The organism is Anabaena sp. PCC 7938 (genome assembly GCF_049315035.1).
GTDB classification, from domain to species: domain Bacteria; phylum Cyanobacteriota; class Cyanobacteriia; order Cyanobacteriales; family Nostocaceae; genus Anabaena; species Anabaena cylindrica.
In genome coordinates, this window is sequence record NZ_CP186034.1 from 1,352,322 (window position 1) to 1,371,526 (window position 19,205).

General features: G+C 36.1%; 20 protein-coding genes. 11 read left to right on the top strand and 9 right to left on the bottom strand.

What is annotated here, in order from left to right; genetic code table 11:
* Nucleotides 1-17: 17 nt before the first annotated feature.
* Nucleotides 18-1,214, top strand: a complete 1,197-nt coding sequence (locus ACOWPH_RS06365; RefSeq protein WP_015214585.1) for a 1-deoxy-D-xylulose-5-phosphate reductoisomerase — start codon at nt 18-20, stop codon at nt 1,212-1,214.
* Nucleotides 1,215-1,267: 53 nt separating this feature from the next.
* On the opposite strand, the gene ACOWPH_RS06370 is transcribed toward ACOWPH_RS06365, so the two are convergent.
* Both ACOWPH_RS06370 and ACOWPH_RS06375 read right to left on the bottom strand, forming a co-directional pair.
* Nucleotides 1,268-2,005 carry a hypothetical protein gene (locus ACOWPH_RS06370; protein WP_015214586.1) on the bottom strand — a complete coding sequence of 246 codons (738 nt, stop codon included), beginning with the start codon at nt 2,003-2,005 and terminating at the stop codon, nt 1,268-1,270.
* A gap of 1 nt (nt 2,006) precedes the next feature.
* The gene (locus ACOWPH_RS06375) at nt 2,007-3,146 is read right to left on the bottom strand and encodes an AAA family ATPase (protein ID WP_015214587.1); all 1,140 of its coding nucleotides are present in this window, start codon (nt 3,144-3,146) and stop codon (nt 2,007-2,009) included.
* A gap of 142 nt (nt 3,147-3,288) precedes the next feature.
* On the opposite strand from ACOWPH_RS06375, the gene ACOWPH_RS06380 reads away from it, so the two are divergent.
* Entirely contained in the window at nt 3,289-3,486 is a 198-nt protein-coding gene (locus ACOWPH_RS06380; protein WP_015214588.1) for a hypothetical protein, read from the top strand.
* Between the two features lie 220 nt (nt 3,487-3,706).
* On the opposite strand, the gene ACOWPH_RS06385 is transcribed toward ACOWPH_RS06380, so the two are convergent.
* From ACOWPH_RS06385 to ACOWPH_RS06400, 4 genes are all read right to left on the bottom strand, one after another.
* On the bottom strand, nt 3,707-4,204 hold the full coding sequence (locus ACOWPH_RS06385) for an acyl-CoA thioesterase (RefSeq protein ID WP_015214589.1): 498 nt from the start codon (nt 4,202-4,204) through the stop codon (nt 3,707-3,709).
* A 202-nt stretch (nt 4,205-4,406) separates the two neighbouring features.
* Nucleotides 4,407-4,751, bottom strand: a complete 345-nt coding sequence (locus tag ACOWPH_RS06390) for a DUF1815 family protein (protein ID WP_015214590.1) — start codon at nt 4,749-4,751, stop codon at nt 4,407-4,409.
* A gap of 921 nt (nt 4,752-5,672) precedes the next feature.
* Nucleotides 5,673-5,888, bottom strand: a complete 216-nt coding sequence (locus ACOWPH_RS06395) for a DUF2839 domain-containing protein (protein ID WP_015214591.1) — start codon at nt 5,886-5,888, stop codon at nt 5,673-5,675.
* Between the two features lie 140 nt (nt 5,889-6,028).
* The gene (locus tag ACOWPH_RS06400) at nt 6,029-7,579 is read right to left on the bottom strand and encodes a helicase C-terminal domain-containing protein (protein ID WP_052334547.1); all 1,551 of its coding nucleotides are present in this window, start codon (nt 7,577-7,579) and stop codon (nt 6,029-6,031) included.
* Nucleotides 7,580-7,743: 164 nt separating this feature from the next.
* On the opposite strand from ACOWPH_RS06400, the gene ACOWPH_RS06405 reads away from it, so the two are divergent.
* Nucleotides 7,744-8,700, top strand: a complete 957-nt coding sequence (locus tag ACOWPH_RS06405) for a M48 family metalloprotease (RefSeq protein WP_015214593.1) — start codon at nt 7,744-7,746, stop codon at nt 8,698-8,700.
* A gap of 54 nt (nt 8,701-8,754) precedes the next feature.
* Here the strand turns inward: ACOWPH_RS06405 and ACOWPH_RS06410 are convergent, their stop codons facing one another.
* The gene (locus ACOWPH_RS06410) at nt 8,755-9,693 is read right to left on the bottom strand and encodes an AAA family ATPase (protein ID WP_015214594.1); all 939 of its coding nucleotides are present in this window, start codon (nt 9,691-9,693) and stop codon (nt 8,755-8,757) included.
* Between the two features lie 391 nt (nt 9,694-10,084).
* On the opposite strand from ACOWPH_RS06410, the gene ACOWPH_RS06415 reads away from it, so the two are divergent.
* The 3 genes from ACOWPH_RS06415 to ACOWPH_RS06425 all read left to right on the top strand — a co-directional run bounded on the left by ACOWPH_RS06415 (nt 10,085) and on the right by ACOWPH_RS06425 (nt 11,299).
* A complete protein-coding gene (locus ACOWPH_RS06415; protein ID WP_015214595.1) occupies nt 10,085-10,513 on the top strand; it encodes a hypothetical protein in 429 nt (142 codons plus the stop codon).
* Between the two features lie 249 nt (nt 10,514-10,762).
* Nucleotides 10,763-10,969, top strand: coding sequence for a hypothetical protein (locus tag ACOWPH_RS06420; RefSeq protein WP_042464937.1), 207 nt, complete (start codon nt 10,763-10,765; stop codon nt 10,967-10,969).
* Nucleotides 10,970-11,068: 99 nt separating this feature from the next.
* Nucleotides 11,069-11,299 carry a hypothetical protein gene (locus tag ACOWPH_RS06425; RefSeq protein WP_042464938.1) on the top strand — a complete coding sequence of 77 codons (231 nt, stop codon included), beginning with the start codon at nt 11,069-11,071 and terminating at the stop codon, nt 11,297-11,299.
* Between the two features lie 192 nt (nt 11,300-11,491).
* Here the strand turns inward: ACOWPH_RS06425 and ACOWPH_RS06430 are convergent, their stop codons facing one another.
* The gene (locus ACOWPH_RS06430; protein WP_422665701.1) at nt 11,492-12,331 is read right to left on the bottom strand and encodes an IS982 family transposase; all 840 of its coding nucleotides are present in this window, start codon (nt 12,329-12,331) and stop codon (nt 11,492-11,494) included.
* A gap of 379 nt (nt 12,332-12,710) precedes the next feature.
* Here ACOWPH_RS06430 and ACOWPH_RS06435 point away from each other — a divergent pair, with 379 nt between their 5' ends.
* The 3 genes from ACOWPH_RS06435 to ACOWPH_RS06445 all read left to right on the top strand — a co-directional run bounded on the left by ACOWPH_RS06435 (nt 12,711) and on the right by ACOWPH_RS06445 (nt 16,452).
* On the top strand, nt 12,711-13,070 hold the full coding sequence (locus tag ACOWPH_RS06435; protein WP_190645497.1) for a hypothetical protein: 360 nt from the start codon (nt 12,711-12,713) through the stop codon (nt 13,068-13,070).
* Between the two features lie 61 nt (nt 13,071-13,131).
* On the top strand, nt 13,132-13,599 hold the full coding sequence (locus ACOWPH_RS06440; protein WP_015214597.1) for a hypothetical protein: 468 nt from the start codon (nt 13,132-13,134) through the stop codon (nt 13,597-13,599).
* A gap of 27 nt (nt 13,600-13,626) precedes the next feature.
* Entirely contained in the window at nt 13,627-16,452 is a 2,826-nt protein-coding gene (locus ACOWPH_RS06445; protein ID WP_015214598.1) for a CHAT domain-containing protein, read from the top strand.
* A gap of 148 nt (nt 16,453-16,600) precedes the next feature.
* Here the strand turns inward: ACOWPH_RS06445 and ACOWPH_RS06450 are convergent, their stop codons facing one another.
* Nucleotides 16,601-17,197 carry a hypothetical protein gene (locus ACOWPH_RS06450; RefSeq protein ID WP_015214599.1) on the bottom strand — a complete coding sequence of 199 codons (597 nt, stop codon included), beginning with the start codon at nt 17,195-17,197 and terminating at the stop codon, nt 16,601-16,603.
* 200 nt (nt 17,198-17,397) lie between these two features.
* Between ACOWPH_RS06450 and ACOWPH_RS06455 the strand changes: the two genes are divergently transcribed.
* Nucleotides 17,398-18,027, top strand: a complete 630-nt coding sequence (locus ACOWPH_RS06455; protein ID WP_015214601.1) for a hypothetical protein — start codon at nt 17,398-17,400, stop codon at nt 18,025-18,027.
* An 89-nt stretch (nt 18,028-18,116) separates the two neighbouring features.
* On the top strand, nt 18,117-19,202 hold the full coding sequence (locus ACOWPH_RS06460; RefSeq protein ID WP_015214602.1) for a tetratricopeptide repeat protein: 1,086 nt from the start codon (nt 18,117-18,119) through the stop codon (nt 19,200-19,202).
* The last annotated feature ends 3 nt before the right edge of the window (nt 19,203-19,205 follow it).

A 19,205-nucleotide genomic window follows, 5' to 3' on the forward strand; every position in this document is an offset into this window, starting at 1 on the left:
TTAATTCTTAAAAAATTGTGAAAGCTATTACTCTCCTCGGTTCTACTGGTTCCATTGGTACTCAAACCTTAGATATCGTCTCTGAACACCCAGATAAATTTCGCATAGTTGGACTGGCTGCTGGGCGGAATGTGGACTTATTCGCGGCGCAAATTCGCCAATTTCGCCCCCAAATCGCTGCAATTTCCGCTGCTGAGAAATTACCGGAACTCAAAGAAGCTATCAAAGACTTAAATCCCCAACCCATTTTACTTGCTGGGGAAGCGGGAGTGATAGAAGTTGCTCGCTATGGTGATGCCCAAACGGTGGTTACTGGTATTGTTGGTTGTGCTGGATTATTACCGACTATTGCGGCTATTGAAGCGGGTAAGGATATTGCTCTAGCGAACAAAGAAACACTCATTGCTGGCGCTCCTGTGGTTTTACCTTTGGTGAAAAAACACGGTGTGAAACTATTACCGGCGGATTCTGAGCATTCTGCTATTTTTCAATGTCTGCAAGGTGTTCCTAAAGATGGTTTAAGAAAGATATTGCTCACTGCTTCTGGTGGTGCTTTTCGAGATTGGCCTGTGGAAAAGTTAGCAGAGGTAAAAGTTGCTGATGCTCTTAAACATCCTAACTGGTCTATGGGGAGAAAAATCACTGTAGACTCGGCAACTTTGATGAATAAGGGTTTGGAGGTAATTGAGGCTCATTATTTGTTTGGAGTAGATTATGACAACATCGAAATTGTCATTCATCCTCAAAGTATTATTCACTCTTTGATTGAGTTACAAGATACTTCGGTTTTAGCTCAACTTGGTTGGCCAGATATGCGTTTACCTCTGCTTTATGCTTTATCTTGGCCTGAGCGAATTTACACGAATTGGGAAAGATTGAATTTAGTAAAATCTGGTGATTTAACTTTCCGTGAACCAGATCATCAAAAGTATCCTTGTATGCAGTTGGCTTATGCTGCTGGCAGGGCTGGTGGTTCTATGCCTGCGGTATTAAATGCGGCTAATGAGCAAGTTGTGGCGTTATTTTTAGAAGAGAAAATTCAATTTCTAGATATTCCTAAGTGTATTGAATTTGTGTGCGATCGCCATCAACATGATAACAAACAAAATCCCTCTTTAGATGATATTTTAGCAGCCGATAAATGGGCTAGACAAGAAGTTTTCACAGCAACGGAAAAGTTAGCAACTCAACCCCAGATAATTTCTGTAGGGTAAAAATATATCCCCGACTTCTTGAAGAAATCGGGGATCTGGTGAATTTGTAAATTTCATGTATTATCTTGGATGTTGATTTTTGTACAAAATTCAATGAATTCTTGAAAGCTATGCAAGTGATCTAAATTTGCCTTAGTTCTGGCTAATAATTGGTCAAGATAAAATTTTTCTTGTACTTCTTTTGGTCTAGATTTACTATAAGATAAATTACGTTCTTTGAAAATTTCTCTTAGATAACCTTCATGAAATAAAGCTTTGGTTTTATATCCAAAAATTTCTTTTTTGTTTTCTTCGTCTTGCTCAAACTCACTAGCTAAATCTTCAGGATCACTTTGACTGACATCAAAATATTTGATGTATTGCTTCAAGAGTTCATTATTTTGTGGATTTCTGACAAAGAAATTTCTATTTCCTAAAAACCAAGTTTCAATACAAACTTTTTGGATAATAATTTCTAGTTTACAATTTTCGGGTAAAGTTTGAAAAGGTTTATTTTGTAAATTGAGTTTAATTTTATCGAATGCTTCCGCTTTTTTCTCAGAAATCGTCAATCTATCTGCGTCTGTGAATAGTACCAAATAATCATATTTTGGGACTTCGTTAATTTCTTGAATAGCATTAGCAGCAACTCTATAACAATCAGGAACACCCATATCACTTTCGTAATAATAGTTATTCTGACTTACAGCATCAAAACTATCCACTTCTGTTAAATGTGGGAGAAGTACAGATAACCACTTTTTATAAACAATCGCTTCTGTTTTTCCTTCAAATACAAAATAGAAATTCATATTACGATTGTTTTTCGAGAATTTTGGTTAATTGAAGAAATGCTTCTTGTTTAGATTTACCTAAGTTGTAATCTGACGCATTACGAATGCTAATGTGTCCACCTTTCCGAGTAACTATTTTCCAATATTCATAGGGAATATTATTGATAATATAAGGGTGATGACTGGTAGCAATAAATTGTAAAGTCTTATTTTCATGAATCAAGTCATCAGTCAATATATCAATACAATTGATTCCTAACCCATTTTCAAATTCATCAATTAATATTACAGTTCCTGGGTTTGAAAGGTAAATTTCACTAATATGAATAAGTGTTCGCAACATACCTGAAGATATCCTATCCTCTCTAATCCATTTTGATACATATTTTTCTTTTATAAATATAAAAGCAGGAGCATCTTTAGCAATTAAGGTGGGCAATTCATCTGATCCGAGAGGTTCAAGTTTTATATCTTCAATTTGTTGAAAAACATCAATAAAGCTTAATTTAATTTTATTGAAAATATCTAATTTATTTTCATAAATTAGATATAGTTTAGTCCTAATATTTTCATCACTATTTACTATAGTATCTAATGTTGTGTATTTACTGGCAAGAGACTGTAAAGGTTGATTTAATAATCTAATATTATTTAAACTATTTCTTGTGTGATCATGATATTCTATTTTATTTAAAGCATCATAAATTTCTTTGATAATGCTGTCTTCTTTCAATATATATATAATTGATTGATGTGAAGAAAGTTTAGGCATTTCTTGAGTTTTAAACTTTATTTTTTCTTGATTACGTTCAACTAAAATATCATTTTTAAAAGTCAACTTTTCATACAGTAATAATTGTTTTTTATTTCCCTCTGGATAGTCAGGGTAATCTAAAATAAATTCTTTTGTTTCACTATTATCAAAACTACCTTCCCAAATAAATTCATTGCTATTTACAGTAGAAAATTTTATTTTCCATTCCAAACCATTGATAGCTTTTCCATTTGCAATACGTTTTAAATCCAGAATTGCACGCAGGATTTGGGTTTTACCTGCACCAGAAACACCTACTAAAAGAGTTAAATTTGATGCAAAATCAACTTCATCAAAATCCCAGCCTAAAAAGTTATTCTTGAGTCTCAGTGAAATAATTTTCATGCTTTTCAAAAGTTTTGATTTTTGTGTTTAACTTAAAATATAATTTTAATGAAATTTTTATGAATCAACTACATTATTTCGACATTTTCGCCTATAATAAATAGCTTAATTTAACAGTATTGATTTTCAAGGATGTAATATTATGATCATTACTTTATTAGTTGCTTGGATAGTATTTGTTATACTTTGGAAGTTAGTAAAAACCACTATCAAAACTGCTGTTACTTTTGCAGCGATAGTGGTTTTATTATACTTTGGTTTTGGAATTACACCCCAAGATATTTTGTCTAAAATATCTGATTTTATGCAAAATATTTCCCAAACCTCTGTACGTAATTGAGAGGATGTTCAAAAAGTATAAAATGTCATGTTGTGGCTTGCTTCCCGCATGAAGCATTTTATAGCTTGATGAAAGAGATTCTTCCCTCCACTGTGTTCCGGTCAGAATGACAACTTATACCTTCGCAAAATGAAGCATCTTATAACTTGACAAATTATACCTTTCATAGAATTATTGAACATCCTCTAAGACCTGTTTAGAAGAATGGATTTTTAATTGATTACTTATAGGATGTGGAAATTTTAGCTAAAGCATCTTGGAACGCAGGAGGTAGCTGACGCATAATTTTACCTTTTTGACGATCTAGTGCAACTAGCGTCACTTGGGCAGTAATATATAGTTGCTGCTCATCAGTGGAAACAATTCTATAATCCCAATTCATGCGGACACCAGTTACTTCAGCCATACGGGTTTTGATCAGCGCCATCATCCCTAATTGAAGTGATCGATGATAGCGAATTGACAATTCTACAACTGGCAAGTCACAACCCAGAGCTACTAAATCAGCGAATTCGATACCTATGGAGCGCAAACATTCTACTCGCGCTTCTTCCATCCAAGTTAAGTAATTACCATGCCAAACTATGCCTGCATAATCGGTGTGGTGAGGTTGCACTCTGACAGGATATTCAAACCAATTATCAAATTCTGCTTTCGTCAGCCTGTCAATGGCGCTAGTTGGTGGCAGTTGTGGTTGGGTTGGTTTTTCTTCAGTCATCTTAGAATCTTTTGAGTAAAGGTTTTAAGTCTTACCCATCAGATTTTAACAGACGCTGAAAAACACTTGATAAAACGTTAAAAAGAAGGTCTATTGACGGTAATGGTGAATAGGTAATAGGCGTTCACAAAAGACTAACTCGCTATTACCGTTTTCCCAGTTACCGAAAAGCAAGGTCATATTTGGGATCATCTTGGGCGATTTAGCTTTTCTTGGCAAGGGTTTTATGACCTGTAGAAGTGGGGATAGATTGCTTGATCAGATTAGCTAATTCCTGCAATTGGCTAATTGCTTCAGCGCCTTCTAATTTCATTAATTCGCGGTCATCTCGCATTTCAGTCCAAGTAATTCCGTAATCTGATACTAGAAAGCGAATCAGGTGGTTGTCCCCTAAGCTAACCATAAACGACGCGCTGTTCATTTGGTCGCCACAGGTATAGCAGGAAGCAGGATAGCCGCTTCTTTCTAGTACTGTTGCCAAGGCTTGTAGGTTCATTACCAAGTCTTGGACAAATTGTCTATGTTGATGTGCCAGTCTCAAAAACACTTTTTTCCTCCAGACACCACGGTAATTTGTGTCACTTTTATATTTTCTTTAGATTTTTCTATCCTTTGGTATTGTAAGCTATTCATTACAATTCCTCAAAAATAGTTAATTCGGTAATTGGCTACCTTGCTTAGGGTAGTAGATAACGATTTTGTATGTCGTATCAAACTATTCAATTTGCAAGATATATATCTCAGATATGACTACTAAAATTAGCATTGTCTTTAGATGTTTAGCTCAACTTGACTTTGCGTTTTAATGAGTCAGCTTTCAGCCTAACTCAAATCTGGTGCTAGTCAACTAGCGAAAAGTCGTAAATTACACTTTTATTAACACTATATAGCCGAATTAGGGGTATTTATTTACTCTATCGCTACTTCTCGTCTTTTTATGGTCTTTTCTATTTTAATGAGTTTATTATGGATCTTATCCAGATTTAGGGCTGTGATAAGTGTAAATTGTGCTTGGGTGCATCGCTCTCACGGGTTTGTTAAAATATCTTAACATAAGCTTCAGTGTAGGCTTTAGGGTGGTAAACATACCCAATCTACCGAATGTCTTAAGATCAGAAAAGCCTACTTACACTAATCATATTAGCTCATACGACTTGGCGACTCTGGCAAGAGTTATAGATATCCAAGTTCAGAGACTAGATAAAAAGGGGGGTAATCTATCCATTATTCCCATTTTTTCTGTTTCTCTGAACTGGCTTAAAATTCTTCAGAGGGAACTCTTAACAGGAAAAACTCATGTCTAAAAACATGAGTTTGAAATAATGACACTGTTTTTTTGTAAGTATTCAGGATAGAGAATACTCCAAGTCAGGAGAATAAAGGCTTTTTAGTCTACATTGATGATTTTGGTAAAATCTCACCTCTCTCTATTCTTCATTTTATAAGCATTCTGACTCCTGACTCCTGACTAAAATTCTACTTGCCACCAACCAAAAGCTGGTCCGATAAAGCGGATGGTGATCCAGGCTGCAACCATCAGAAAAATGCCTATCCACGCACCGCGAGTAGTCAAACTTACAAATTGTTCTGCTTGAGATTTAGTGATGGGAACCCACGGTAGAATGCGAGTATCTTGACCGTATTGTTCTCCCAGTGTAGTTTTACGACGTTTTGCTTCACCCATAATAGTAATTCTAAATTCAACTTAGATTCTTAGTATATATTCGCAGGAATCATGGACTTTGTGGAGAGATGAGGTTTTACATCTCAACATAAATTGATGATATAGCAATCCTAAATCTGATGTGAAAAATTTATTTTTCCCTAAGCAGAATTTTCTTGATCAGGTGCGGAAAACAAGCTGGGATCAAGATAATTCAAGCGTGCTAGAGGGCTGAGGGCGGTGAGGATTTGAGATCCGTAACTGCGGTTAACGACACGACTATCTAGTAAAGCCACGATACCTTGATTTTCGCGCACGGGTGCGATCGCTCTTTGCAATTCATTCAAAGCAGTGGGCAATAAGTATAACCGAAACCAATCTTGGTGTGATCGCTTGTAATGAGCTACTCTACCAGCTACCAAAGGATTTTCTAAAGATGGCAAAGGTAAAGTGGCAATAATTAATAATCTCGGTGCGGGTAAAACACCTTGATGCGATCGCCAATATTCCCAACCTGTCACCAAAATCCCATTTTCATCCAAACAAGTTTTTTCCACCTGTACCCGTGAACCAAACTCCGAAGCCAAAATTGCTCCCACTCTTGCTTTGAGTGGCACATCACCCACCAACACCACCGTCATCCCTGGTGCAGTAGCACTCAAACAAACCAAAGTACGGACTTTATGAATAAAAGCTGCTTGAAATTCCGGTGTATTCGGTAGAGGCAACTTATAGGGTACATAAAGTTGAATTGCATCCCCTTGACTATCCGCAGAAAACTTCAAACAAGTTACATCATCCAACCCCAAACGCTGACGGAATAGGGGAGCCTCAGTATCTGGTTCTAAGGCGCTACCAACTAATACAACAGGTTGGCGTTGCCAAATAGGAAAAAGGATTTTGTCTAATTCAATTGGTGCATAGTGTAAAGAAAATAACCCTTGACGACGGTTAATAGTAGACCAAAAGAGAGCAGGATAGGAAGAATTATCCTCAAGGTTTTGGAATTGCTGCCAGAAAATTTTCCAAACAACTGGGAGACTATCTTTTTTATCTAAGGCCAAAAATAGACCTTGTAAAATTTCCCTTTCAGGCTGGGAAATTAGATAACATTCATAGGGATTTTCTGGATGCTGAAACAGTTCATGTGTCAGTTGTACCCTCGCTTCCCGAATTACTTCCACATGGTGGGGACAAGCCAGCATGAGTTGATCCCAATCATGGGATTGAATATTGTGAGTTAGCTGATCACGCACCCAATCTTCTAAATCATCAACTCCATCAATAATTGTGGGAATATTGGGGGGAAATTGATTAGTGCTGGCCAACTGCGCTTTTAACCAAGCCTCCGGTGATGTTAATAACAAACCTTGGAAATCAGAACCAGGCCAAGTATCACCTGTTCTAATTGGTTTATTAGCCGACAACCATTGCTGTAACCGGGGAATTTCTATTTTCAGCAAACGTTGCTGCACAGTTTCCGGGGCGACAATAATTACAGGGCCGGGCCACATCAAGGCAGAAGCGATAAAACTAGTGCGATATCGCCCTTGATAACCACAAACTGCCCCTACTTGAATTAAGGCACTACGCCCTAAGCGTAAAGCCCGTGCCACCAATCTGGCCATCGTTAAGTGATGGGGCCAGGAAGGGAACCCCGCCTGCGATCGCAGGAAGTTATGTAGTGATATATGAACTTCTGCCTCAATCACACGCTTTTCATCCCATAACAAGTGACTTTTTCCGAACTGCCTCATTTCTATTATGTTGTCATTAGTCAGTGGTGATTGGTAATGGGTAATTGGGAAAAATTTTTCCCTGCTCCCTGCCTCTTCTACCAATCTTCCCTGTCACCTTGTCCCCTATCCCCTAAATTATGCCAACTTACAAAGGAATTTCCAGCGAAGCCTTCAGACATCCACTGGATAGCCAAGCAGAGCAAGCCTTACGAAGCCTACCGGGATTTGATTTAATCGCTCGTAAATTTGTAGAATTTATTTATGAACGCCCTCAGTTAGTCTATCTAATGGGTAACGCCATCCAAGTCGGCCCGCGCCAATATTCCACTATTTACCAGATATTTCGGGAATGTGTACGGGATTTGGACATTTACCCCGAACCTGCACTGTTTATTTCACAAAATCCTCAAGCTAATAGCCATGCTCTCGGACAAGAAAATCCTTACATAGTAGTCAACACAGGCATACTAGACTTACTGAATGAAGCCGAGATTCGGGCAGTGTTAGCCCATGAACTGGGGCATATTAAATGTGGTCATACTATTTTAATTCAAATGGCCATGTGGGCGATGAGTGCCGCTTCCGTCATTGGTGAATTAACCTTCGGTTTAGGAAATTTCGTTAGTCAAGCCTTGATTTATGCCTTTTTTGAATGGCGACGCAAAGCCGAACTAACCGCAGATCGCGCAGCCTTGTTGGTAACAGATGACCTCAATACAGTCATGTCTTCAATGATGAAAATCTCTGGAGGTAGTAACAAATATGCCAACGAATGTAGTTTACAAGAATTTATCGCCCAGTCTGAAAAGTATCAGGCGCTAGATGATGACGGGTTGAATCAAGTATATAAATTTCTGATGTACAATGGCGCTCAAGGAACCATGCTGACTCACCCTTTCCCAGTTGAACGCCTGCATTATTTACGGTCTTGGGCAGTATCAGCAGAATATCAAGAAATCAAGCGTGGTAACTATCAACAAACACCTGCTACCGGAGCAGTCAACGTCAAAGTTGAAACCCCAAAAAATGAGGCTGAAAAACTGCGGAAACAAATTGAAGAATTGCAAAAAGAAATTGACCGAATGAAAAGATAAGAGTAAACTCCAAGATCCCCGACTTCTTCAATAAGTCGGAGATCTGATTCTTAATCAACTTTCTGGTTCGCAATCAGGAACCCCTTCTCTAAATACTCGACTAGCAAGAATATCTACCGCTTCGATAGTAATTAAATCTTGCTTATTTAATTTTTTACCACTACTCAATAAACGATTAGCTTGACGTAACCGCGCTCTATCTATAGCATTGCGGACACTGCGAGCATTTGCAAAATGAGGCATGGTCTTCCGTTTAATTAAATATTCACGGAAAGCCTTTTCTGCATCTAGGCTAAAACAATAATTCTGTGATTTGACTATTGATTGGGCAATAATCATTAAACTATCAACACCATAATCATTAAATTCAATGTGTATACCAATGCGAGAATTCATCCCCGGATTACTGTGAAAAAATCTCTCCATGTGGTCTTTATAACCAGCCAGAATGACAACTAAATCATCTCGCTGATTTTCCATTACCTGCATGAGAATTTCAATTGCTTCTAAACCAAAATCCCCTGGATGATCTGGGCGGTATAAAGTATAAGCTTCATCAACTAATAAAACTCCGCCCATGGCATTGTTTAAAACTTCTCTAGTTTTCGGTCCTGTTTGCCCCATTCCCTGCCCAACTAAATCATCTCTCGTTACCAACATGACATTTTCTTTGCGGATATATTCTAAGCGATAGAGAATTTCTGCCATTCGCATTGCTACAGTAGTTTTACCCATGCCTGGGTTGCCTAAAAAAGTCATGTGTAAACTAGGCGCACCGGCAGTTAAACCCAGACTTTTACGGATACGGTCAACCAGCAACAAAGCTGCCATTTCCTTAATTTTGTTCTTGACAGACTTTAAACCGACTAACTCCTCGTCTAACTTATCCAGAATGTCTTGGATGTGAGATTCTTGAAAAGCCGCCTCTAAATCAATTTCGCCATTTTGGGTAACTGTAGTAACTGTTGCTGTTTCCAAAATCTGTTCACTCATGACTATCACCTCTGGCAATGACATTGATGATAGCGTTGAGTCGGGAAATATAAAAGAACATAATATTAATGTGTCTTATATATTTTTCTTTATTATCAATTCCTGAGTTTAGTCATAGAGAAAACATTATCTCCTTCACCACACCTCCAATATAGAGACAGTCTGAGGGCTGGCCATTGGTCACTGGTAAAATTTGTTCAGCCACTGATTGGTTTATACCTATTTACTTTAAATTTGAAACATATAAGAGCCACCCAAAGCCCTGAAATAGAAGGGCTGAAAGAAATGATATGTATCAATTTTTTAGAAAAATGGTATTACCTAATAAGTAGGAAAATGATAAGGGTTTAACTATACCCCAGCCTTGAATCTGATTTAGGTTTATCTCAACATGATGATTAAATTGACAAAACGGTTGTTTGTGTTATTGCTTGTGGTTGCTTGTAATTTCTTATCACCTGGGATTACTGTGGCATCAGCAAATAATTTTTTTACTTCCCCTCAAGTAATATTTACCTCATTCGGTGAAGATACGAGCGACATTATTGCATTTTCTGTAGATGATTTGACTCCCCAGGAACGCCAAAAACTTCAAGCTGTACGTCAACGAAGAAATAAAGAAATTCTGGCAGTTTTAGATTCTTTACAACGGACACAACTTGCTCATGAATTACATATTGGTAGTAACCTTAATCAAGCTTTAGAAACACTAGATTTAAACTCAGAACAACAGGAATTAATCAATTCTGTTATTGAATTTACTAATTTGAAACTGAAGGGAATTTTTTCTCGCCATGCGTTACTTGATGGTCATAAATAAAGTCAGCCATTGGAAATGATAAATTATGCCAGTTGTAGGAGTTCGTGCATTCAGTACAACTGGCAATAATAACAGCAAGATTATTTCAGGACATATTTAACTGGCTTGTTTTGTAGGGTGCGTCAGACTTCATAAATTCTGTAAATAAACAGATATTTGATATCTGACGCACCATAAAATAGATGTTTGGTGTGACACTTGCATAAGTCCTATATTTCTAGAAATTGTTATTTAGTAACATCAGTAATTATGGTTAACCAAAAATCAATTAATCGTCAACAAAGATTAGAAAATTTTTTACAACATTTAGAAGAAGGTCGTCAACTACAAGATGATTTTATTAAATATGGTTTGGATGCAGCTAATTTATATTTTGAAAATATAGATGGTGATTGGTTAGAAACTTGGGAGGATGATAATGAAAAGATTTCTATAGAGTCAGAAAAGACTATATAGAAGAGTGAAATATTGCAATTTTACATCTTTTTACTTGAAAAAACTATTAAATACTAGTAATCTATATAAAATCAACTCGATTTTTTAGGTGTAAATTTTTTGCAGCCACAAGAGATTAAGGAAATACTCAAGTTACTCATTGAGAAAGCATTTACCATAGATCCCAATTTAGCAATCAGATTAAACCAGATAAACTTATGGATTAAAGGTGTAAAACCTGGTTCACTGATGGCTAAACCATTTGTAATGTTATTTTTGCAACAAATAATCAGGGATGCTGACGCTTGGCTGAAACTCAAATCCCTATCTTCTGACCTGAGTTCGATGTAAATAAAAAGTCTAAAAGTGGGTAACAGCAATGGTTCTGTCAATAAATATTGGCTATTGAGAATTAAAGGTTACGCCAAAAAGTTCTCAAAAAATTAATTTTTTGAAATGTATTTACTATTAGGTAATATTGATATTTAATTGGTAATTAAGCTAATAAAACTGGTAAGTTTTCAATTTCATTTTCATCAAATCTTAAAGAAGGTTTTTGGGTTGCCAAGTATAAGCAATTAAAGCAGCAACAACATTAACCATGAAATTAGTAACACTTCGATGTCGAGAATGAGCAAGTTGTGAAATATTCTTGAGTTGGTCATTAACAGTTTCAATTAAAGAGCGTTTTCGGAGCATTAATTTCTCCTCAAGGGACAATAGCTTATTCCGCATATTTTTCTTAAAAGGAGTGATTAGTTTGAGTCCATTAGACCAAAGTTCAATCCAGAGTTTTTGAGAAATATATCCTTTGTCTCCAAATATTTTCCCAAATAAGTTCTTAGTCAAAGTGGGAACAGGTTTTCGGTCATCTGTATTTCCAGGAGTAATTTGAAACGCAAGTAACTCTCCTTGATCATTAATAATCAAATGAAGTTTAAACCCAAAATACCAACAAATAGAACTTTTCCCCCAGCCAGCTAAATCTTTAAAGACCTTATTTGTCTTGGCTCTTTTAGAATGACAAATGGGAATAGAGGTACTATCAATAAAACTTATACCTGTATTGAGTCCTTTTCGTGTATTCAGATAATACATCAACGGAATTAAAGCATTTGGCATTAATTCAACAAATCTTTGATAACTCACTAAATTGGGAAATTCACCTTGGCAATATTTGAAGATATGCTTCAGGTAATAATCTTTAAAATTGCGGTAACTAGAGCGATGAAAATACACAATTATTGCCATAATTTCACTTAGACATAATCGGCTGGGTCTAATTCTTTTTTTTATTTGGGATGGGATAAGTTGAGCTTGAAATATTGGCTCAAAATAGGTACAAAAATCATCAATTTCACAGAAAATAGTTTCTAATTCCATGAGTTATAATCATTAATGTTCTTTAATTAAACCTATTCTATTGTCCCTAATTTGAGGTACTTTGAGTTTGTATTCAAATAGTATTCGTAATATAAATTTAGATTTTGTTATGAAAATTTACTTAAATCTAGGCTGGTTTCCTATTAATTCTCAATAATTAAGGTTTATTGAGAATATGGGATCTCTCCAGAAAAGCCTCTAACCCTTTTGAATACTCATTTTTAGCTGATTTTTTTTACATCGAACTCAGGTTTCTGAGGAAGAACAACAGTTAGCTTTGGATGCACTACCACCCACATTGAAGTATTGGTATGGTTATTTATTTCCTAAGTGGTTGAGTAAAAATGACTCCAAATTTTATATTTGGAGACAAAAACTAATGGCAGGTGAGTTCAGTCAGGAAGATGGAAAACTAATTGAATCTATTGCTGATGTTATTAAGCTAGGAGGTAGTACCGTTGTCCAACGCTATATTGCCGACTTGTCAATGGCAACTGATATAATTGTTAGTAGTAGTCAGAATAAACCGCTTTGTGTTCAAATCACTAGCATATCTGAAGAGTTTTTACAAGATAAATTTAATAATTGGGAAAATACTCTGTTGTTTTGGGAAATAGAGAGAGGATTGTTATTAAGTTATAATCCCGGTGCAAATGATTTTATAAATCAGATAGTCAATACAGCCCTAGATAATAGCGATAATCTGAATATAGGTATTTATCGCAAATTGAATTTATAGTTTTGAATAAGTTGGATTGATAGGTTTTGTATAAGAATATTTGTCAACGGGGTGAGTAATTATGGTTAATCAAAAAATAACTGACCGTCAACAGAGATTGGAAAACTTTTTAGAATCCGTAGAAGCTGCCCAACAATTGCAAGATGATATCATGAAATATGGGCTAAATGCAGCCTATTTGTATTGTGATGATGTTGATGGTGATTGGTTAGAAACTTGGGGGGATGATGAGGATGAACCAACTTATATAGAGTTATTGACAACTTTTTTAGAAAGTGATGATGCAGTTGCGGTGAAGGTAAGGGAAAAGTTACAGAATAAATCTGTTTCAGAAATTATTGAAGGTTTGGAATATTGTTTGAGTCAATTAACAGAGATTGAGAGAATTTTTGCTGCGAAGGATTTGTTAGTTGGTGGTGTTGCAGTTGTAGGAAGTAATCGTGGTTCTAGAGATGAAGGAATTGATGAGATTGAAATGTTAGATTTGGCGGAAGAGTTGTTGAATAAGTTGAGGGAGATTTTGGGGTAAGTATTATTGAGGGGTGCAGAAATATATATGGCTAAGGGATTTGGTAATAAACAAAAAAAGAGCGAATTAAAACGTAGAGATTATCTAGATTTTTTGCGGAAGATATTATGGGCAATAAGAGAGAATAAACCTGATATAACAAGGAAAATTCTAGAGGATAATTTAGACAAACTTGATCACAATTTTCCATCTATACTCAGAGATTGGGCAACTGAAACCCTGTCTAATCTAGAAACAGATAAAGCTTATAAAAGAGCTATAGATATTAGTAATTTTAGCAAAAAAATACATGATATTCCAGAAATAAATCCAATCAAAAATGCCATATATATTGAAATTGCTACCGTTGGTTATGAAGTTGCACTTTTAGTATTGAATCATGACGATTTTCCAGAAAAATGGGCAAGCATCCAAAATAATATTGGTGAAATATACCGGAATAAAATAATAGGAGATTGCAAAGAGAATTTAGAACAAGCAGTTAATCGCTATAAATCGGCATTGGCAGTATTAAAAAGTGAATGTTCTCCAGAGTTATGTGCAGCTATTCATAATAATTTAGGCGTTGCCTATATAAAACTAAGAAGCATAAATTTAGCAATTAAGTCATTAGAAAAAGCATTGGAAATATTTAGTTCTGAAATGTATATAAAAGGCAGTGTTTCTACTTTAAATAATCTAGATATTGCCTATATAGACATAGATAAAACTAACATAGAGGCATCAATTCATCATAATTTAGGCGCTGCCTATATAGAATCAAAAAACATAGAAGCGGCAATTAATTCATTAAAAATAGCTCTGCAAATTGATAAGTACGAATCTAACGAGCAAGATTGGGCTGAAACTCAAAATAATTTGGGATTGGCTTACTTGTATCGTTCACAAGAAAGGCAAAAAGATGATCTTCAATTAGCTATTAATTACTTTGATAAAGCTTTAGAAGTACTTACTATGGAAGCTTGTCAAAAACAATGGGCAGAAACTCAAAATAATTTGGGTTTAGTTTACTATAATCTAGATAGATTTCCAGAGTCCATAAAAGTATTTCAAAATGCAATAAAAATTAAAAAGATATCAAACGACTACTTAGGGTGTTTGAAAATAGGAGATAACCTTGGTAAGACTGCATTTAAACTGAAGCGTTGGACAGAGGCCATAGAAGGTTATAGTATTGCTATCGAAGCATTAGAAACTAGCCGCAGTTGGATAAAATCAGAATCACGTCGTCAAGAGATTATAGAAGAATCAATTGATATTTACCAAAACATAGTACAAGCCTGTATTAATATTGGACAAATAGATAAAGCCTTTGAATACTCTGAACGCTCCCGTTCCAAACGTCTGGTAGACTTAATGGCAAGTAATAACTTCTCTCAAAGTGCGAATATACCGCCAAAAGTCCAAGAGTTATTACAACAATACGAAGAATTACAACAATTAATTGACGCAGAAAGACAAAATCATAAATCAGAAAATAATCGCAGTGAAACACGCGCTGTTTGGCAAGCATACAACGAAAAAATAGCCTCTCTAGAAGTTGATAAACAACAAATTTGGGAAAACCTTAGACGAGAAGATCCTGTATTAGCTGGTGAAATTCAAGTTAACCCCCTTAGCTTGTCAGAGATTCAGCAACTAATTGATCATCCAAATACAGCAATTCTCGGTTTCTATACTACGAACACTGACACCCATATTTTTATAGTCAGAAAAGACAGAATAACTCTTCATACTTGCACCGGAGAAGGTTTAGAGACGTTCCAAAATTGGATTGTTCATAATTGGTTATTACCTTATAAAGAATATATAGAAAAAAAGTCTAAAAAATGGGAAAGTCAAATCGAAACTATTTTGCATGAAATTTCTCAAAGATTGCAATTATCAGAAATAATTAACCAACATCTTAAAGGAATAGAGGAATTAATTATAGAACCTCATTTATTACTACATCAAATTCCTTTTGCAGCTTTACCTACAGGAGAATATCAGGAATCTTTAGTAGATAAATTTCTGATTCGTTATACTCCCAGTTGTCAGATTTTAGATTTTTGTCACCAACGCCCAAATATAGATATTCAATCTTTAGAATATGGGACTGTAGAAGACGCAACAGATGATTTATATTGTGCTAGATGGGAAGGTGAGCAAATCGCCAAAATGTATAATATTCCAGTAGAAAAAAGATTAATAGGTAGTAGTCAAGCCACTCGTGAGAATTACCGACAATTAGCTGAACAAGTGCAAATTCTCCACTCGTGTCATCACGCAGAATCTTGTTTATATAATCCTTTAGAATCACAATTAAAATTAGCTGATGGTACTATTACTTTAGGGCAATTAATGTCACCAGGTTGGCGTTTACCTAATCTTGTAGATGTGTTTCTCTCTTGCTGTGAAACCAATTTAGGTACAACTCCGTTAACTGATGATATTCTCACACTTTCCACAGGCTTTTTATGTGCTGGTGCTAGAAGTGTAGTTAGTTCTTTATGGTCAGTTGATGATTTAGCAACATCGCTGTTTTCCATTTTTTACTATCAACAGCGACAACAGGGTAAAAATCGACCAGAATCTTTAAAACAAGCGCAAATTAAACTACGGGAACTAAGAAAAGCAGATTTAGCAGAAATATCAAATCAAATAAACGAAAAAGAAAAAGAAAAAGAACTAATAGGAAATAGACAACAATATAATCGTAATTCAGTTGAATATTCAAAATGGGAAGATCAATATAATACTCATGCCAAAATAAATAGACTTATCAAACAAAAACTTCAAATATCTGAGCCAGAATTTCCCTTTTCACATCCTCGCTACTGGGCTGCTTTCATTTGTCACGGATTACGATAATAACAAAACTTCTCCTTTCTACCTTTGCGTCTTTGCGCCTTTGCGTGAGCTTTTTATATCCTGAAGCAAGCAGCCAAAATTTAAGGGTGTATCAGGGAAAAACCCAACACACCCTTATGGTAATTGATTTATGAGGGCGGGGAGACCCCTACGCTGCGACTTCAGCCAATTCAATTACACGCCCTTCGTAATCTTTCACCAAAAAATTCAAAGGCTTTTGATTGCGAATCTTAAACTTCAAACCCCGTGTTTCCACACGCATTAAAATCAATTCCAAGCAGTCGCGGTCAAAACAAACGTGACGTTGCTGATTTTTAAGTCCCAAACTTGCACCAGTAATGATGTGTAGTTGGGTATTTTTCTTTAATTGATACCACAACCCATCATTGGCATTATTCATCATTTTATTTGACCAACTGGGACTTGCGGACATATAAAGCGGGTCTATCCCTGTTGCACCAATGGTTTGTTCGTAGTTGTAGTAATAGTGCAAAGGTACTTCTGCTGCTGGCAAATCTAGTAACCCTTCATACAACTGTCGGGCAATTTCCAAATCCGACACCATCACAGTATGTACCTTGGGGGCGCTGGTCAGGAACATCCACATTGCGCCAGCATAGGCCGCCAGCAGCATGATCATAATCCCTTGGGTAGAGAAGAGGCTATCCAAGGGCAAAGAAGGTAAAAAAGAGCCTACAGTAAAATGACTAACCAAGAATGGTATCAAACTAGCTGCTATAACCATGAACAAACGAATATTATATGAGGGAGCCGCTTTTAGTAATGTCGATTAAGACTAACAATAAGTCCTCTTTTTCTAGTTTATCTCATACTTTGAGACAGGGAGTAGGGAATAGGGAACAGGAAGAAGTTTACCAATTACCCATTACCAATCACCCATTACCAATTAACCTGTATATTTTAACCACTACTATTTAAAGGCTTGTGCAAATTCCTCACTTTCCCGAATCTAATCATCCCCTGGTGAAGTCGCTGTTTCATCACAGTGACCAAGAATTGCTGAGTCTGTTTCAGCGTTATCCAGATTATGGCAAGTACTTTACGGTGATTTTTTGCCGCTATAGTCCTATAGTCTACACCTTGATTCAACATTCGGCGCGATCGCCTGTTCAAGCTGATTATCTCTTTGCTCTCACCTGGCGATATATCTATTATGAACTCGGTGGACTCGATTTAACTAGCCAGCAAACAGGCCAGGAAACGTTAACCCTGCAAAACTGGTTAATCAACATCACCGCTGTCTGCATTAATGAAATTAAACTACCCCCAACGGAGGCTATTCATTATTCACTCAAAGACACCTCTCCACCATTATGGTGCTATGTAGCACAAGCATTAGACCAAATACCACCAGTAATTCGTTTGATTGTTTTGATGGCGCAAACTTTCCACTGGAGTGAAACTAGAATCGCGGCCTATCTTCAAGCTGAAGGAGAAAATTTTTCTCCGATGGAAGTAGCCAATTTTTTGGAAGAAGGTTATCGTATACTAGAAGACAAATTACCTCCTGATATTCGCGCTATTTACTTAGGCGAAGAAATAAGTCAATTCTAATTTAGGTATAAATGCGACAGTAGTTCTTCTAGTATTAAAAATTAAACCTTTTTCTTAGACCTTCTACTATAATTTCACCGGTAAGCATTATGAAACAGGGTCATTTATTTCCAAGGCAGACGATTTTAAATTTAGATGTTGAAAAATTCAAAGTTGGTATTTTTCACATTGTAATAGCTGCTTGTTTTCTGAGTCCCACAGCCGCAAATGCTATTGATATTACCAAACAAATCCATAATCCTTTAAATCATCCTATTGGCAGACAATTAAATATTAGACCACAAAGAGAAGAAGCTGATAGATTACTACGTTTAGGTCAGCAACAATATACATCAGGATCTATTGCTAAAACGATTGAATCAGGATTAAAAGCACTGGAGATTTATCACTCTCTTGGTGAGATGAAAGCACAAGGTTTAACTTATGATTTACTAGCCAGTGCCTATATTCAATTAGGTAATCTCAAAGATGCAGAAGATGCTCTTCGTCGTCGGGTAGGGATTTCCCGTGATAATCAAGACTTTGAAAATCAGATTTTTGCCCTCAATAATCTTGGTACACTCTTGCTGCAAAAAGGCGAACCAAAAGCCGCAGGAGCAACTATTCAAGATGCGCTAGTAATGTCTCGCAATTTGGAAAATATAGCAGGACAAGGACTTTCTCTTAGTAACTTGAGTCTGGTATATACAAGATTGGGTGATTATAACCAAGCAATTAAATTAGCTGAAACTGCTTTAATATTCCGCCGGCAAACTGGTAATGTTATTGGTGAAATAAACACTCTCAATAATTTAGGTGATGCCTACCTCAAAGCCGGAGACTATCAAAATACCATAGGTACTTATGGGGCAGCAATGCGGTTAGCTAAAATCAATTTTAATCGTCCTAACCAATTACGAGCAATTGATGGTTTAGTTACGGCTCATTCTGCTGTTGGTCGCTATGAACGGGCTTTAGATTTACTAGAACAACGGTTTGAGGTTGTTAAATTCCTACAAAATCCCGCCGAAGAATTGAAATATTTAACATCTTCTGGACAAATTAATGAAAAATTAGGGAATTATGCTAAAGCACGTAATTTTTACCAGCAGGCAATTTCACTAGCGCGAAAATTAGAAGATGTCAAACAAGAAGCAAAGTTGCTTGATAGTTTTAATAATTTGCCAAAACGTTAATTT